This is a genomic window from Aeromonas crassostreae, from assembly GCF_054052445.1.
In genome coordinates, this window is sequence record NZ_JBSTYM010000001.1 from 172067 (window position 1) to 188599 (window position 16533).

The window sequence follows — 16533 nt, forward strand, 5'->3', positions numbered from 1 at the left end:
CGAGTGACTTCTTGCTGGCCCAAGACGCTATCAAGAGGGCTTTCTTCCAGCAAACAGTCTTCTGTGTGGATGATCTTGTTTTATCAACGGGTCGAAGGAGCCACAGGACATAGGATGCCCACGCTCCGCTGCACCACCGTACTCGAATTGGCTGTTCAACATCCTACCGAGAAGTGACAGGTGATAACTAGATCTGTATAGACAAGGACTAGCTCGATTAATGGAAAGATGGACATATCATGATTTTGTCTGCCGCAATAAGCTTGTAAACCGTGTGTAGTTCAGTTGAAATGAATGAACTTCAAGGCGCCATCACAGAACTCCAACACCAAAGCATCACTATGTATAGGCTGTTGAATGATGATAATGACTTGAAAAATTTTCGTCTGTGTGTTTTCGATTTTTAAGGGGGCGTTAATTCCGTATCATATGATAAAGACAATCACTTCTCTAACACGCAGGCTTGCTAATCGCCTTGATAGCCTAGTGTCTTGGCTGGAAAGTAAAGACCGCTCCGCCAACACTCCATCTAAGTTCGTGGACCTTGCGCCAACTGATGAGGCAGACAAGACTGGCGTGTATTCCGAAGCGATTCTGTTTGCTACAAACAATACGAAGGTCTCCAACATTGCTCTAACTGGCCCTTATGGTTCAGGAAAGAGTAGTATTATCCAATCCTTCTTACTGAAATATCGGCGGCCTGCGCTTCATATTTCTTTGGCTTCGTTCGTTCCCGAGACAGATTCGGAGGGAGGGAAGGTGAGCCGCCAAGAGATTGAGAGGAGTATTCTGCAACAGATGCTGTATGGGGCTGATGCAAATAGACTTCCGCTATCACGATTTAAAAGAATTCAGTCTCCAAGTGCATTGGCTATATTTAAATCTCTCTTCATAATGCTTGGTATTTTCTCGCTTTGGTACGTTATTCATCAGCGAGAGTATATTATAAGTGGCACTTACTTCACTCCATTCGAAATCAGCAATGGCATAAACATTGCCATATTTACTCTCGCAGTAGTATTTTTCTGGGGGGCGCTGCATCATTTTTATGTTGCTAGCTTCGGACTGTCACTAAAAAGCATCTCGTTAAAAGACATTGAAATAAAGCCAGCATGCGATGACCAAACCTCCATACTAAATAGGCACCTAGATGAAATTGTATATTTTTTCCAGTCAACGAATTACGATCTTGTGATTATTGAAGATCTAGACCGATTTGACAACGCAGACATCTTTGTAACGCTGCGTGAGATTAATAGCCTAGTGAACGAGAATGCTGGTGTAAAGCGCACCATCAGATTCCTCTACGCCCTACGCGACGACATGTTTGTCAATACAGATAGAACAAAATTCTTCGAATTCATTATACCTGTCATACCGATCATCAACACATCGAATTCGATTGATATGGTATTGGCGCAAGGAAAGAGACTTGCTCTTGACGAGCGCCTTGATAGGCAGTTCTTGAGAGAAGTATCACGATATCTGAATGATCTCAGGTTAATTCAGAACATCTTTAATGAATTTGCTATTTATGTCGCTAATTTGGAAACTGATGGAGAGAATCTGCTCGATGCCAATAAGCTGCTCGCGATCCTGATCTATAAAAACGTCTATCCAAGAGACTTTGAGCAACTACACCGTGGCACGGGTATTCTTACTGAAATATTAAACCAGAAAGAACAACTGATTGAGTCTGGTGAAGCCACCTATAGGGCTGAAATTACGGGAATCGAAAAGCAGCTTGAATTTTTCGAGCGACAAACACCTTCTAACCTAAGAGAATTACGGCAAATCTACGCTATGGCTTTGGTTGAGAAGCTTCCAACGAATGTAATTGCAATTAGTGTCAGTTATAACCGGCAACCGTTGATTGAGCTTCCCCAGCTGGTCAATAACGATGTTTTCGAGCAAATTATAGATGCTTCACTTATCTACTACCACTACTCTTATAATCATTCTCCCCAGCCAATCGATATTTCAAAATTGCAAACTGAAGTGGACTCTGAGAGATCCTATCAGCAACGCAAAGTGGAGATCGAACGTAAAGCGATTGATATTAAGAACAAAAGCTTGCGCCGAATACACGACTTAAAATCAAAAATTGCAACGCTTCGCACAACGAAGCTCAATGAGCTGTTGCGTTTGAATGCTGAGCGCGTGCAGGGTCTATTCGACAACTTCAGGGAAAACGGAGAGCTTGCCCGCTTCCTGATTTTAGAAGGTCATCTCGATGATACCTACTACCAATACACATCCCTCTTTCACTCGGGCCGCTTGTCACCTAATGACAATAAGTTTCTTATCCAGATTCGAGCATTTGTTACCCCTGACCCACGTTTTCCTATAGATAATCCACATGAAGTTATCGCAGCGATGCGAGATGAGGACTTCCGGCAAAACTATGTCTTGAACGTTAAACTTGTCGATAGTCTCCTAAGTGACCGGGGCCGATACTTTGTCCAATTGAGAAAGTTTTTCAATTTTATATCCTCAGAATTCGAGAGTTGTGAGGGTTTCTTTGATTCTTATTATACAAGTGGTCGCGATATTGCAGGGCTACTTTCGGGACTAGTCAACGCTTGGAAAGGTCTTGTTCCTACTATTATGGCAAGCCCTAACAATATATCCCATGTAACCCAATTAGTTTCTAACCTGCCCGAAAGTCAGCTCGAAGAGCTGGCAAAGAGTTTCGAAGAACTACCTGTATTTGTTTCGGAAAACCTCCCCGAAATTTTGATCAATTCACCTGAACTTGCACCAGAACCTCTTGTATGTCTTGGCTTTGAGGTCAAAAATCTGGCCGCAATCAAAGAGCATTCTGAGATTGTACGCACCATGTTCGAGAAGGGGCGCTTCGAACTCACAATCGCCAATCTGGAGTACATCTATCAAACCATTTTGGGAGAGAACGATCTCGAGCAATTACGCGAGAGGAATTTCACTGCCATTCGTTCGAAGAACAACACTGCCCTGATGAAGCGGATAGAGCGCGATTTCGACCGCTACCTCCATGACATCCTTGTGGTGCTTGAAGGGAATTCAAAGGAGGATGCCCCGGCTATTCTTGCCGTTATGCACCATGAAGGACTTGATCAGGATGATCTACTGAAATTTCTTGAACGACAAACGACCTTGTTGCCAACGCTAGCGGATGTTCCCGAGAGATTGCACGCAACACTGTTTAAGTTAGGTTTGATCGAACCAATTTGGCTGAACTGTCTAGCTTTTATTGAAGGTGAAGGGTTCGAGGCGCAGAGCCTGATAGAGTATCTTGACCGAGGTGCTGTTCGTACAGCTATCCTGAGAAACCCTATTCCTAGTGACTCGGATTCACTAAGGCTGCGCAGTTTCCTCTTCAATGCTGGAACTCTGTCTGATTCCGCCTATAGAGAATATGCTCATGCTCTGCCAAAACCGTTTACAGAACCTCCTGAAGGATTTGAGTCAGCCAAGCTTCGAATTCTGATCGAGGAAGGAAAAATCACCTTCTCTAATGAGAGTTTTGATGCTCTCGCTGACAGCAATGAACTGCAGATAGCATTTGTAGCTGCAAACATTGGCACATACCTGAAAGAGCCAGACAAGTTCACTCTAGACGATGATTTTAGAGAAAATCTTCTTCGTGCTGATATTGTTAATGTAGCCAAGCTTGGAATAATTCAATTGATGAATTTGGAGGCATTCGTTGATCTCCCGGAACGGTCAGCACTCATCGGTCCGATTATTAACAACGCTGATGCCAATCTATCAAATGTTAATGGGAGTGTTGCTCAATCATTAGTAATTCATTCCATGCCCGTTGCAACACAAATTTCACTCTTTAATAAATATAATTCTCTGATGACGGATGACGAAGTACGTTTTGTCTTGGCCAATCTACCAAAACCATTTTCCGAAATAAAAGTTGGATACAATACGCCGGTATTGAAAAAAACTCCTGAGAATCAGGCTCTTGTCATATGGCTTGGCTCAAGAAAAATTATCTCGTCATGGAGTGAGAGTCGTGTGTTCACTGACGAGATAAGAGTGAATCTTTATAGGCGCTGATAAGAGAAAGGTCTGATTGTGGAATCGGGAATCTACTCATATCTTGCTGCTTCCCAGGCGTGTATCGCCTGTTTGCGGGTCTCGCCCCAGTGATAGCCGCCGAGTTTGCCGTTTTGCTGAATGACCCGGTGGCAGGGGATCATCAAGGCGACGGGGTTGGCGCCGACGGCCAGCCCCACGGCGCGGGCGGCCTTGGGGTTGCCGACGGCGCTTGCCACCTGGGCGTAGCTCACCACCCTGGCTGGCGGGATCTCGAGCAGCGCCCGCCAGACGCTGATCTGAAAGTTGGTGCCGCTCACGTGCAGCGAGATGGGGCGATCCGGCGTCTGGCTGCCATCGAACATGGTGTGGATGACCTCCTGGGTGCGTGATGGCGCTTCTCTAAGCTCTGCCGCAGGCCAGCGCTGGGCGAGGGCGGTCAGGGGCGCCTCTGGGGCCTGGTCATCGAGAAACGAGAAGTTGCACACCCCCCGCGGGGTCAGGGCGACGAACGCCTGGCCGAAGGGGGTGTCGTGCACCCCGTGATCGATGACCAGCCCGGCCCCGCGCTGTTTGTACTCGCCCGGCGTGACGGCTTCGAGCTGCACGAAGTGATCGTAGAGCCGCGAGCCGCTGCTCAGGCCCAAGGTGTCGGCCACCTCCAGCAGGGAGCGCGACTCGTGCAGCAGTGCCTTGGCCCGCTCCAGGGTCAGCACCTGCAGATAGCGTTTGGGTGTCACTCCGGCCCAGCGGCTGAACAGCCGCTGGAAGTGAAAGGGGCTTAGGTGCACGTGCGCCGCTATCTCCTCCAGGGTGGGCTGGCGCGCCACCTGGCTTGCGATAAAACGGATGGCATCGGCGATGCGGGCGTAATCAGACATAAGGCGCTCTCACGATAGGTTTGCAGCCGCAGGATCTTGGGTGCGACAAGGTCATGTGCGACAAATAGATACCCCACCATCGGCCAGCAGGGCAATGCCGGTGGTAAAGCTCGATGCATCGGACGCGAGATAAAGGGCCGAGCGGGCGATCTCCTCCGGTTGGGCCAGGCGCTTGAGGGCATGCATATTCTGCACAAAGGCGAGACTCTCCGGTGTATCGGTAAAGGCCCGCCCCATGGGGGTGTCGGTGCCCCCCGGCAGCAGGGCGTTGACCCGCACCCCTTGTGCCCCATATTCGGCGGCCAGCACCTGGGTCAGGCCAATGAGGCCCGCCTTGCTCGCGGCATAGGCTGCCATGCCGGGCAGCCCCAGGGTATGGCCGACGAAGGTGGAGGTAAAGATAAGGGAGCCGCCCCCGCGCGCCAGCATGGCGGGGATCTGGTGCTTGGCCCCCACAAAGGCGCTGGTGAGGTTGGTATCCAGGGTTTCATGCCACTGGGTCAGTGCCATCTCCTGCACGCTGCCCGGCGTCCCCGTGGTGCCGGCGTTGTTGAAGGCGACATCGAGCCCCCCGAAACTCCCCACGGCCAGCTCCACCAGGGCGCTGGCGTAAGATTCGCTTTTCACATCCCCCGCCAGGCTCACCGGCTGGCCCCCGAATCCCCTGATCTCCTCCACCAGCGCATCCAGCTCGGGCTGGCGGCGGGCCCCCAGCACGACCCTGGCCCCCTCCCGTGCAAACAGGATGGCACTGGCGCGACCGATGCCGGAGCTGGCTCCCGTGATGATGGCGACCTTGTTGGACAGTAATGACATGGCAGTTCCCTCGCTAGATGTGCATGGCGCCAGGTAGCGACGCCCATGCAGGATTGGCAGACAAGTGGATGGGTTCAACCCCCCCCTGGTTCAAACCTCCTTTGGTTCAACCCCTTGGGGGGTCGAAAGCACTTTGGGTTTGAAAGCACTTTGGGTTTGAAAGCACTATGGCTGCGAACCTTCGTCACGACGACCCGGATCTTGCTCACTTTTCCCATTGGCGATGGGCCATCACGGTATCGGGAGATATCAGCGTTCTTTGAAGGGAGTGGGAAGGGAGTGGGGTTGTGGCACCGCTTTCCCATATGGTGGTGATATGGGATGCAAGGGAAGGGTGTGGAAAGCAGTGCCACCGCTGTCGGCGGCACTGACGCAAAGCCTGGTGGGAGTCACCTCTTTTCGGGCTATCAGGCCAGGGCGGGGCTGGATGTGGCGGCGCAGGGCAGGGCGGCCAACTGTGCAAGGTGCTCGCCCAGGGAGACACCGGCGCCGGTGGCGTTGACCGTCTCGAAGTAATGGTGCCAGCCCGATGCGGCTATCCCCTGGACGAGGGCCTCGATGGCCGCGGCATCCGGCCCGCGCCAGATGGCGAAGAAGGGTTGGGGCGCACCATGGAGGGTGGTGGCATCGGTCTCGCCCAGGGCGATGGGCTCCACCCCGAGGGCGGCGAGGCTGGCCATGCCTGTGCCAATGGCCTCGAAGAACTGTTGACGGGCCGTCTGGCTCAATGCCAGCCAGGCGGGAGTGGGGGTGTAGAGCTCTGCCAGATAGTGGGTCATAGGGGTTCCTTCGGGAGTTGGCCCTTGCGCAAGGTGCGCAAGGCGCGTTGACAAATCCGGGTTGTCGCGGGGCAGGGGCTTTCGCGAGACCAGCGCGCGCAGAGGTCAGTGACCCACTGTGGCCTGTCTTTGCTCGCATCGTTCAGCCAGTTGGCGACGGAGTCCTGCACATAGGGGGCGGGATCGGCCCTGAGGGGTTCGAGCAGTGCCAGGGCCTGCTCCGGCGCTTGTCGCAGGGACGCAAGATGGGTGCACCAGACGCCGCGGGGCCGGGTCGCCTCGCTGGCAAAGCGTCGCAGCCGCTCGGACGGCTCCGCCGTCCAGGGCACCAGGGCGGCAATGGCCACCTCCAGCTGCGCGGCAATTGTCGATCGCATTGCGAGCCAGGCCCACTCGCGCACCCCAAAGTGAGGGTCATCGGCGAGGGGACGAATGAGGGCCAGGCGGTCACCGAGCGACAGCCCCTCGCTCGCGCCCACCATGAAACAGGCCCAGCCCCGCACGGTATCGGAGTGATGACGGCTGAGCGCCGCAAGATCCCTCCTGCCGTGCTCGGCCAGGAGCAGCCTGGCGGCCAGCGCCATGCGCCGGGTAATGCCCTCCCCGGATGCGGCGTGCAGCGACGCCAGCGCCTGGGGCCCGAGCGCAGGCAGGGTGCACTGCATCAGGGCGGCAAAATCCACCGCCAGGCATTCGGTCAGGTTGCTTGCCTCGATCTCTCCCTGGTTGAGCCGGGCGAGGCGTGAGGGGGCGATATCCGTGATGCGGCTGCGTGTCATGGGTGCTCCTCTGTGGCGGCCTCTGTGCAGCCTGCCCGGGATGAGATGACATTGAGCCAGGCCCGCTTGAGCAGGGCGCTCAGGGTCTCTCGCTCTGCCTGATCGAACCCGGCAAACAGGGAGCCTATCCACTGGCTGTGCTCATCGAGCAGGTGCTGCGCCAGGGCCTGGCCCTGCTCTGTCAGGCGCACCGAGATCTTTCGCCTGTCCTGGCTGTCGCAGTGGCGAGCCAGCAGGCCGTCCCGCTGCAACCCGTCGAGCAGGCCGGTGATGGTGGCCCGTGTGACCCCCGCCTTGTCGGCAAGCTCGTGGGGGGCCAGCCCTTCTGGCAGGTCGCGCAGCAAAAACAGCAGCACGAACTTGCCTTCGGAGAGGCGGTGGGGAGCCAGGCGCGCCGCGCACGCCTGATCAATGGCAGCGGCGAGGGTCAACACCTCAAAGCAGACTCGTATGTTGTCGGTGTCCGCGTGTCCGCGGCGCTTCGCATCCTCGAGCAGGGCGAGGTGTTTCTGTTCCAGGGTGATCATGATGGTGAGTCTCGAATGACTTTGTATGGCGCCATACTATATGGCGCCAACCAAATGATCAACCACGCAAGAGCGCAACCCGAATGATCGATGGCAACGGGGCGCAGGTGTGTGGCGATGGGGGGCTTTGCAAGAAAAAGCTTTGCAAGAAAATCGGCCATTTCTGGCCGTCATTCCCTATAATGCCCCTCCTTTGTGGCCCGGGGGGCGCGCCCCGCAGTGAGCCACCGCAAGCCCGAATCTTGATAGAGACGATGTCATGCATACCTTGGAACAGCTGCGCGCAGGCGAACTCTGCGGCGTCCGCCACCTCAAACTTGCTGAAAACCTCGCGGTTTTCCCGCCCGAGATCCTGAGCCTCAAGGAGACCCTGGAGGTGCTGGATCTCACCGGCAACCAGCTAAGCGAGTTGCCTGACGAGTTGGCCGAGTTCAGCAAACTGCGCATTCTCTTTTGCTCCGAGAACCGTTTTACCGAGTTGCCCGAGGTGCTGGGGCGCTGCCCAGCGCTCACCATGGTGGGCTTTAAGGCCAACCGGATTGCCACGGTTCCCGCTGCGTCGCTACCGGCGGGGCTGCGCTGGCTGATCCTGACCGACAACGCCATCGAGCGGTTGCCCGATGAGCTGGGTCAGTGCGGTGCCCTGCAAAAACTGATGCTCGCGGGCAACCGTCTGTGCGAGCTGCCGGCAAGCCTGGCCAACTGCCGGCGTTTGGAGCTGCTGCGCATCGCCGCCAACCGCCTGCCGGCACTGCCCGAGTGGCTGCTCGACTTGCCGCGTCTGTCCTGGCTGGCCTTCGCGGGCAACCCCTTTGGCGACAAGCAGGAGCGCCGGCTTGGCGAGAGGGCCGCCACCGATATCCCCTGGCCCGCGTTGACCCTGGGGGAACAACTGGGGCAAGGCGCGTCCGGCGTCATCCACGGCGCAGAGTGGCGCTCCGACGAGGGGACCCGAGCGGTGGCGGTCAAGCTGTTCAAGGGGGCGATGACCAGCGACGGTCTGCCTCGCTGCGAGATGGCGGTGTCCCTGGCCGCCGGTCGCCATCCAAACCTGGTCGGGGTGATGGGGCGGGTGAGCGATCATCCCTCCGGCATCCCGGCCCTGGTGATGCCCCTGGTAGACCCCGCCTTCGCCACCCTGGCGGGGCCCCCGAGTCTGAAATCCTGCACCCGGGATATCTATCCGGCGGATCTGGCTTTCACCCCGGCCCAGGCGATGGCCATGGTGCAGGGGGTGGCGAGCGCCGCCCGCCATCTGCACGAGCGAGGCATACTGCACGGGGATCTCTATGCCCATAACCTGCTGCACTCTGTTCAGGAGCCGGGCCGGGTGCTGCTCGGGGACTTTGGCGCCGCCTCCTGCTATGACCGCGCTGACCGCGAGCTGGCCGAAAGGCTGGAGCGCCTGGAGGTACGGGCCTTTGGCTGCCTGCTGACGGAGCTGCTGGCGCGCTGCCCCGCCCAGGGCAAGGCCCTTGAGCCGCTCCATCGACTGGCTGAGGATTGCCTCTCGCAAGGGGTGCTGCAGCGCCCCTCGTTTGCAGAGAGTGCCGCCCGGATAGACGCGGTGGCGGCCAGTGTGGCGGCGGAGCCCGCCTGCGCCTGAGCGCCGTCTTCGCTCTGGCACAGGCCATTCCCTGATCACAGCAATGCCTCCTGCGGTCCTGGTCGCCGTTGAAATCCCTTGCCTGGCAAAACCGCGGGGCAGGGGAGACAAGGGTTGCGCCGCCCCGGTGAAGTTGTGATAGTGATCCACCATTGCATATGACGAGAGGATGATGATGGAAGCGGCGTTTTGGCATCAGAAGTGGGAAGAGAACCGGATTGGCTTTCATCAGGCAGATTTCAACCGCTGGCTGCAATCCTGGTGGTCGGCCCAGCAGCAGGATGAGCCCGTGCTGGTGCCCCTGTGCGGCAAGTCCCGGGACATGCTCTGGCTGCGCGGCCAGGGGCACCCTGTCGATGGCTTCGAGCTCTCGGCCCTGGCGGTGAGCCAGTTTTTCAGCGAGCACGGCCTGACCGAGGAGGTGAGCGAGGTGGGGCCCTATCGGTGCCACCAGCACGACAGCCTGCGCATCTACCAGGGGGATTTCTTTGCCGCCCCCGAGCTGGGCCGCCGTTATCGGTTGGTCTATGACAGGGCGGCCCTCATCGCCTTGCCAGCGGCCATGCGCCGCCAGTATGCGGCGCAGATGAGCCGCCTGGTGGAAGCCGGGGGCCAGGTGCTGCTGGTGACCCTGGAATATCAGCCCGAGCAGCAGCAACAGCCGCCGTTCTCGGTGGGGGAGATGGAGGTGCGCACCCTGTTTGAGCACGACTTTAGCGTGGAGGTGCTGGGCAGGGCGACCGAGCTGGATCACCCCAGGGTGATCTCCGGGCAACTCTCCTATTTCGATGAGGTGGCTTACCGGCTGATCCGCCGGGGCTCCTGATCCGCCAGGGCTGGAGGGAAGTGCTGAGCCAAGGGGCCGCGCTCTGGTGCTTTGCTCGCGCTTGCCTCAATGGGCTGGGCCGAGGTGGAAACCGCTGAACGGGCTGCGCCTTGGTCCTGGCTTGGAGTTATGTCTGATAGGAGATGGAAGGGGGATCCCGATCGGCAAACGGGCAGGGCCTTGACTCTTTGTTACCTCTTTTGATGTAGATCAACCGGCCTCTGCCGGGAGGGGTTAAGATGAAGGCGTTTCTCAATCACTGCTGGCATCGACCCGGTCGCGTGCCGTCCAGTGTCTGATTTTCACGCTCATGTTCACGTTTGGCGGCACTTGTCGTCTTTATGGTGGTATTTCCAGCCGGCCTCTTTGGCCGGCTTTTTCTTTGGGCGCATCAGCCCTCGAAGGGCTGAGCGGTGAGGCGAAATGCCCCTGTGTCGTCGATGATCTGGCCGGTGATCCGCTCGTCGTGTTCATGGCCCTGGCCATAGCTGCAGAGGATCAGCCTGTCCGAGGTGCGTGAGCGCAGCGCCATGACGAAGCGCACCAGATCGGCGCGGCTGAGCCTGCCCACCTCCTCGCAGACCCTCTCGCGCTGATCAAACCCCAGATCCTTGTTGCCAATGCTGACCCAGAGTCGCTGGCCCCGGCTGCGCAGGTTGGCATCCCGCTCGCTCAGCTGGGCCTGCAGGCCCGCCTTGCTCTCCTGCCACTGCTGCTCGCTGAATTCGAGCATGGCCAGGGGGAAGAGGTCGATAAACTCCTCCACCGCATCGAGCAGCACCTGGGGCCCGGCCACCGGCGACTGGATATAGAAGATGAGGCCAGGGTGGCGATTGAGGGGCAGGTTGCCGGCCCCCACCACGTAACCGAGCTGCTGGCGGGTGCGCAACTCGTGGAAGAAGGTGGAGGACATGATGTGGTTGGCCAGGGTGAAGCAGGCGAGATCCCGCGCCCTGGTGGTACGGGACTGGTAGTAGACCAGCAGCGCCGAGTCTTCGTGCTCGCAGCCGTGCTGGCGAATGAGGGTGCCTCTGTCCTGGATGGAGAGCAGGGGGCGGCGGGTCTCGCTGCCCGGCTGGCTGTAGGGGGCGAGATGGCGCTCGAGCAAGGCGGCCAGGGCCAAGGCCTCGCTCTCTTGCCAGTCGCCGTGCACCAGGGTCTCCACGTGCACCTCCTTGAACAACTGGGCGACGAAGGCTGGCATCTCGCCAATCTCGACGCTGCGCAGGTGGCGCAGCAACTGCTCGAAGGGCGGGTTGTTGGGTTGCAGCAAACTGGTGAGCTGGTTGAACAGCTGGTTGATGGGGCGGGTCTTGGCCTGGTTCTCCCAGTTGCGAATGAGCTGCTGCTTGATGGCATCGAAGCGGGCCGGATCCGGATAGCCCAGGGTGCGGTTGCCGAGGATCATGTCCAGCAGCAACGCCTGCTTGTCGGCAAAGCCGCTCAGGGTGATGGTGAAGCCCCCCTGATGGGCATACATCTGATAGCCGAGGCCGGCGAGCTCGGCCGGGTAGGTGAGGGCGTTGAGGTGATCGCTCAGCAGCTCCACCGCGAGCCGGGCCATGGCGATGTGGCGCGGACTCTTGACCGCGTGTTCGCTGTCGATGGCGATGTAGAGGTTGCCCTTGGGCACCTTGAACTGGTGCTCATGGAGGTGCCAGAGCCGAAAGCCGGGCCTGTCTATCAGGCAGGCGGGCTGGTCGGCGGCGATGGCGGGCGTCCTGGGCTCCAGGCGGCTGGCGATGAAGGGGTTGGGCTCGGGCAGGGCCAGGGCCCCATCGGGCTCGCACTGTTGCCAGCGGATCTTGCTGGCCTCCGGGATGGGGCTCACCTTGTAGGGGGTCTGATACCAGCGGGCGAGGCAGTCCGTGGCCAGCCCGGGGGCGACCAGGGTGACCCTCAGGTTGTGGGGGATCAGCTTGGCGAGCAGGCGCGCGATCAGGGCCTCGTCATACTCGCGCATCATGTAGTCGCCGTAGAGCAGATCCTCCGGGCGATAGAGAAAGAGGTTGAGCACCAGGCCCGCCACCGTGTCCTGGGCCTTGCCCCGCTCCTGGAAGCGAAATGCCGACTCGAGCACCTGCTGCTTCTCCACGTAGCGCCAGGGGGCGAGCCCTTGGCGCTGGATCAGCTTGAGATAGCCAAACAGCAGGCCAATGATCTCGTCCACATGGTCGACCCCTGCCGGGGTCAGGCCGAAGTTGATGCCAAAGTCCTTGAAGTTGCTGCCGCTCACGCCCCCACCGGCGGCCAGCTGATTGACCCATCCCTTCTCCTTGAGCAGGGAGAGCAGGCTGCCATTGCCCTCATAGCCGATGAGGTGGCTGAGGAAGGTGAGGGGCTTTCGATCGTAATAGGCATCGACCGGCGGCAGAGGGAAGGTCAGGCTCAGTCGGCGGCTCTCCTTGACCGGCACCAGATCGATGCGCAGCCCCAGATCCTCCTGCCGGTAGAGGGGCGCCGTCAGGGTAGGCTCCCCCAGGTTGCGATCGACGATGGGGCCGAAGAAGTGTTCACACCAGGTTAATTGGGTCGCAATAGACTCGGGTGACAGCATCACCAGCGCCATGCGATCCGCGCTGTAGTGACGCTCGTAGAAAGCAACGAGGTCGCCATGCAGGCTGCGTCCCGGCAGATCCGCCAGGGTATCGAGGTTGCCGACCGAGAACTTGGCGAAGGGGTGGGCCGGATTGACTGTCTCCTTGTGCACCTGATAGCTGCGGCGAACGTCGTCCATCAGCTTGAGGCGATACTCGGAATCGACCGCGTTGCGCTCCTTGTCGACCCATTCGGGCGCCAGGGTCGGGCAGATGAAGAACTGGGCGAACCGGGCCAGCCCCTGCTCGAAGTAGGCGTTGTCGATATCGAAGAAGAAGTTGGTGAACTCGGTGCCTGTCCAGGCATTGTTGCTGCCGCCGTGCCGATTCATGAACTGCTGGTATTCGCCGGGCTTGGGAAAGGTGCGGGTGCCGAGAAACAGCATATGCTCGAGGAAATGGGCCATGCCCTGGCGATCGACGGGATCGTCGAAATGGCCGGTATTGACCGCCAGCGAAGCCGCCGATTTGTCGGTCTCAGGGTCACAAATGAGGAGCACCTTGAGCCGGTTGGCCAGCGTGAGGTAGTGATACTGCCTGTGGTCATTCGGGCTGGCATAGGGGCTCATAGGCGTTGACTCATGTTGGATTTATTTGAATTTAAAGATGATTATCGACCTCGGTTCCCGGTTGGGCAAACCCTTTTCTGAGAGGTCGCGCAATTGTTTCCCCGTGCGGGTCAAGGTAAGATCGCCCCGCCGTCAACGTCCAAACAGGCCCGACAGGGTGAGGTGGGAATGAAGATTTACATCATGCGTCATGGCCAGGCTGGCATGAATGCGAAAACCGATGAACAGCGTCCCTTGACCGAACAGGGGGTGGCAGAATCGTTGCACATGGCGCGCTGGCTCGCTCCTCAGTTGGACAATGGCCTGGGATTGGTGATCCACAGCAACTACCTGCGGGCGCGGCAGACCTGGCAGGGGATCAGCCAGGTGCTGCCGACCCCGAACCGGGTCGAGGAGAGTGCGGAGATCACCCCTTACGGCGATCCGGCCCTGGTGGCCAGCTATCTCACCGCCCTGGCCGATCAGCACGACAGCATCCTCATGGTCAGCCACCTGCCTCTGGTGGGCTATCTGGTGCAGATGCTGAGCCCGGCGGCAGGGGCGCCCATGTTCGCCACCTCGGGTCTGGCCTGCATCGAGTGGCAGCAGGGCAAAGGCAACTTGCTCTGGCTGACGGGACCTCATACAATACCCATCGAAACAATCTGATAACATTCAGCTTTTTTAATGTTTGACCTTGTTGTTTATGGATGAATATCCAGTTTTAAGGGAACCGTTTCGCAGAAACTGCTGTCATACGGGGACAATGGCAAGAGGTTACAACGATGAGAGTATTTAAAAAATACCTGCCGCTGATGGTGGCAAAGCACGTCAAGACCTTCTTCAAGGGGCGCATTTATATCCATGGCCGTGGCCGCTTCGACTTTCAGTCCGGGCTGCTGCTGATGCCGAGCCAGGCCGATCTGCCGCACCGCCAGACGGTGCTCGAGGTCAACGCCCTGATAGGTCGCCTGCACATGGATGCGGCGTAACGGCGCCCCCCGCGTTGCCGCCATGCCGTGCCCCAGACCCTCTTCGGAGGGTCTGATTGTTTCGGCCCCTGCGATTTGCCTCAATGAGCCCTTGCCCCCGTCCTCTCATGCAAAAAAACGGCCCCGCGATGGGGCCGTCTGACATCAGGATCCGCCGTCGGGATTTTATGGGGCGATCAGGTACATGTCCTTGGAGTAGACCAGATCCTGGGGGTTGTGGTAGGGGTAGCCCTTCACGAAGGGCTTGAGCAGCCTGGACTTCACGTAGAAGTAGACGGGGGCGATGGGGGCTTCCTGATCGAGGATCTGCTCTGCCGCCTGATAAAGCCGGTTTCGCTCGGCCGGGCTCTGGGCGTCATGGGCCCTGGCGAGCAGGGCGTCATACTCCTTGTTGACCCACTTGCCGCTGTTGGCCGAGCTGCTGGAGGTCATGATGTCGAGGAAGGTGGAGGCGTCGTTGTAGTCGCCGTTCCAGGAGTAGCGGCTCACCCCGAAGTCCCCCTCGTTGAGGGCGGAGACCATGGTCTTCCACTCCATGTTGTTGAGTTCGGATTTCACCCCCAGGTTGTGTTTCCACATGGAGGAGATGGCCAAGGCTATCTTCTTGTGGCCTTCGTTGGTGTTGTAGAGGATATCCACGCTGAGGGGCTTGTCCGGACCATAACCGGCCTCGGCCAGCAGCGCCTTGGCTTCCTGGATACGCTGCTCCTTGCTCATCTGCTGGCTGCGGGAGGGCTTGAGCTCGAAGCCATCGACGATGGGCGGTGTGAAGCTGTAGGCCGAGATCTGCCCCTGACCCAGGATCTTGCCTGTGATGGTGTCGCGGTCGATGGCGAGGGAGAGCGCCTTGCGCACCCTGGGATCGTCGAAGGGTTTGCGCTGGGTGTTGAACACATAGTAATAGCTGGCCAGCAGTGGCACGTTGAGCAGCTCGTCCGGCGCCGATTTCTTCAAGACGGCGTATTGCTCCAGGGGATAGCTGGTGTAGTGCAGGCTGCCGGCCCGGTAGCGATTGTAGGCGGCGGTGTCGGCCACTATCTCCAGATAGAGCACCTTGTTGATCACCGTATTGGCATTGTCCCAGTAATGGGCATTGCGCTCTGCCACCAGACGCTCGTTGGGGGTCCACTCCTTGAGCACATAGGCACCGTTCGACACGATATTGCCCGGTTTGACCCACTCCTGGCCAAATTTGGCGATGGTCGCCCGTGGCGCCGGGAAGGTGGTGTAGTGGGAGAGGGTCTTGAGGAAGAAGGGGACGGGGGCCTTGAGACGGATCTGCAAGGTGTGGTCATCGAGGGCCTTGATGCCGAGGGTATCCGGGCTGGCCTTTCCTGCCAGTACCTCGCTGGCGCCGGTGACCCCGGTCAGCTCGATGAACCAGGCATAATTCGATGCCGTCTTGGGATCCGCCGCCCGCTGCCAACCATAGACATAATCCGCCGCCGTCACCGGCTCGCCATTGGACCACCTGGCGTCGGGCCTGAGGGTGAAGGTGTAGAGGGTGCCGCTGGCATCCACCTCATAACCGATGGCCCCGGCCGGCTGCAGCTTGCCATCCCCGTCCACGGTATAGAGGCCCTCGAACAGATCGTTGACTATCTCGCTGCCCGAACTCTCCTCCACCAGCTGGGGATCGATGGAGGCGGGCTCAGCCCCTATGTTGCGAATAAAGGTCTGTTGCTCGGCGGGGAGCAATGTGGTGCCGGGTGGTACCTGTGCTGCCAGGGCGGGCAGCGCGAACAGGGCCAGCACGGCCCCGGCAATGAGGGTCTTCTTCATTGAATATCCTTATGTTTTTGTATGCTTCCAAAGCGATCCCAGTGTGCTGTATCCGCAAGGAAAGCTCAAGCGCGAGTCCCTCTGGCCCGGGAGAGGCGGGCATCGACAGGGGAGGGCGCCATGGTGAGGTGAAGGTGGGGAGGGCATGCCTGCCGGTAGTTTATCGAAGCGAATTAACTTCTCGAAATCTCGGGGCAAACTCGACACATCAAGGGATAAGTGACCATGGATGTGACTTTTTTGAACAGAAATTCAACGAGTTAATTCGCTGCAAAAACAAATTTTCAACGTTACATTGGGTTACATAACAATGATGCCGCGCTCGGCTCTTTTTTTGCGCCGCCATGCAAACGTTTTCAACGCCAACGGAA

12 protein-coding genes are annotated in these 16533 nt (G+C 58.3%); 5 read left to right on the top strand and 7 right to left on the bottom strand.

Features of this window, described 5'->3' with window-relative positions; translation table 11 throughout:
- The first annotated feature begins 486 nt into the window (after positions 1 to 486).
- The gene (locus ACW5W4_RS00730; RefSeq protein ID WP_456688069.1) at positions 487 to 4050 is read left to right on the top strand and encodes a YobI family P-loop NTPase; all 3564 of its coding nucleotides are present in this window, start codon (positions 487 to 489) and stop codon (positions 4048 to 4050) included.
- A gap of 32 nt (positions 4051 to 4082) precedes the next feature.
- Here the strand turns inward: ACW5W4_RS00730 and ACW5W4_RS00735 are convergent, their stop codons facing one another.
- From ACW5W4_RS00735 to ACW5W4_RS00755, 5 genes are all read right to left on the bottom strand, one after another.
- Positions 4083 to 4910 carry a bifunctional transcriptional activator/DNA repair enzyme AdaA gene (locus tag ACW5W4_RS00735; protein ID WP_456688070.1) on the bottom strand — a complete coding sequence of 276 codons (828 nt, stop codon included), beginning with the start codon at positions 4908 to 4910 and terminating at the stop codon, positions 4083 to 4085.
- A 51-nt stretch (positions 4911 to 4961) separates the two neighbouring features.
- Positions 4962 to 5726, bottom strand: coding sequence for an SDR family oxidoreductase (locus tag ACW5W4_RS00740; protein ID WP_456688071.1), 765 nt, complete (start codon positions 5724 to 5726; stop codon positions 4962 to 4964).
- Positions 5727 to 6133: 407 nt separating this feature from the next.
- On the bottom strand, positions 6134 to 6505 hold the full coding sequence (locus tag ACW5W4_RS00745; protein WP_456688072.1) for a DUF6616 family protein: 372 nt from the start codon (positions 6503 to 6505) through the stop codon (positions 6134 to 6136).
- The gene (locus tag ACW5W4_RS00750; RefSeq protein ID WP_456688073.1) at positions 6502 to 7284 is read right to left on the bottom strand and encodes a DNA alkylation repair protein; all 783 of its coding nucleotides are present in this window, start codon (positions 7282 to 7284) and stop codon (positions 6502 to 6504) included. Before ACW5W4_RS00750 ends, ACW5W4_RS00745 begins: the two co-directional genes overlap by 4 nt.
- Entirely contained in the window at positions 7281 to 7811 is a 531-nt protein-coding gene (locus tag ACW5W4_RS00755; RefSeq protein WP_456688074.1) for a MarR family winged helix-turn-helix transcriptional regulator, read from the bottom strand. The genes ACW5W4_RS00750 and ACW5W4_RS00755 overlap by 4 nt, the downstream gene beginning before the upstream one ends.
- Before the next feature lie 259 nt (positions 7812 to 8070).
- Here ACW5W4_RS00755 and ACW5W4_RS00760 point away from each other — a divergent pair, with 259 nt between their 5' ends.
- Together ACW5W4_RS00760 and ACW5W4_RS00765 are read left to right on the top strand one after the other, a co-directional pair.
- Positions 8071 to 9417: a leucine-rich repeat-containing protein kinase family protein gene (locus ACW5W4_RS00760; RefSeq protein ID WP_456688075.1), complete on the top strand. Its 1347-nt coding sequence runs from the start codon at positions 8071 to 8073 to the stop codon at positions 9415 to 9417.
- A gap of 175 nt (positions 9418 to 9592) precedes the next feature.
- Entirely contained in the window at positions 9593 to 10243 is a 651-nt protein-coding gene (locus ACW5W4_RS00765) for a thiopurine S-methyltransferase (protein ID WP_427262071.1), read from the top strand.
- 391 nt (positions 10244 to 10634) lie between these two features.
- Here the strand turns inward: ACW5W4_RS00765 and ACW5W4_RS00770 are convergent, their stop codons facing one another.
- On the bottom strand, positions 10635 to 13409 hold the full coding sequence (locus ACW5W4_RS00770; protein ID WP_456688076.1) for an insulinase family protein: 2775 nt from the start codon (positions 13407 to 13409) through the stop codon (positions 10635 to 10637).
- Positions 13410 to 13577: 168 nt separating this feature from the next.
- Between ACW5W4_RS00770 and sixA the strand changes: the two genes are divergently transcribed.
- A complete protein-coding gene (gene sixA / locus ACW5W4_RS00775) occupies positions 13578 to 14057 on the top strand; it encodes a phosphohistidine phosphatase SixA (protein ID WP_456688077.1) in 480 nt (159 codons plus the stop codon).
- Positions 14058 to 14173: 116 nt separating this feature from the next.
- Positions 14174 to 14380: a DUF1107 domain-containing protein gene (locus ACW5W4_RS00780; protein WP_408793275.1), complete on the top strand. Its 207-nt coding sequence runs from the start codon at positions 14174 to 14176 to the stop codon at positions 14378 to 14380.
- Positions 14381 to 14545: 165 nt separating this feature from the next.
- Here the strand turns inward: ACW5W4_RS00780 and ACW5W4_RS00785 are convergent, their stop codons facing one another.
- Positions 14546 to 16162 (bottom strand): peptide ABC transporter substrate-binding protein, encoded by a 1617-nt coding sequence (locus ACW5W4_RS00785; protein ID WP_456688078.1) that lies wholly within the window; start codon positions 16160 to 16162, stop codon positions 14546 to 14548.
- Positions 16163 to 16533: the final 371 nt, after the last annotated feature.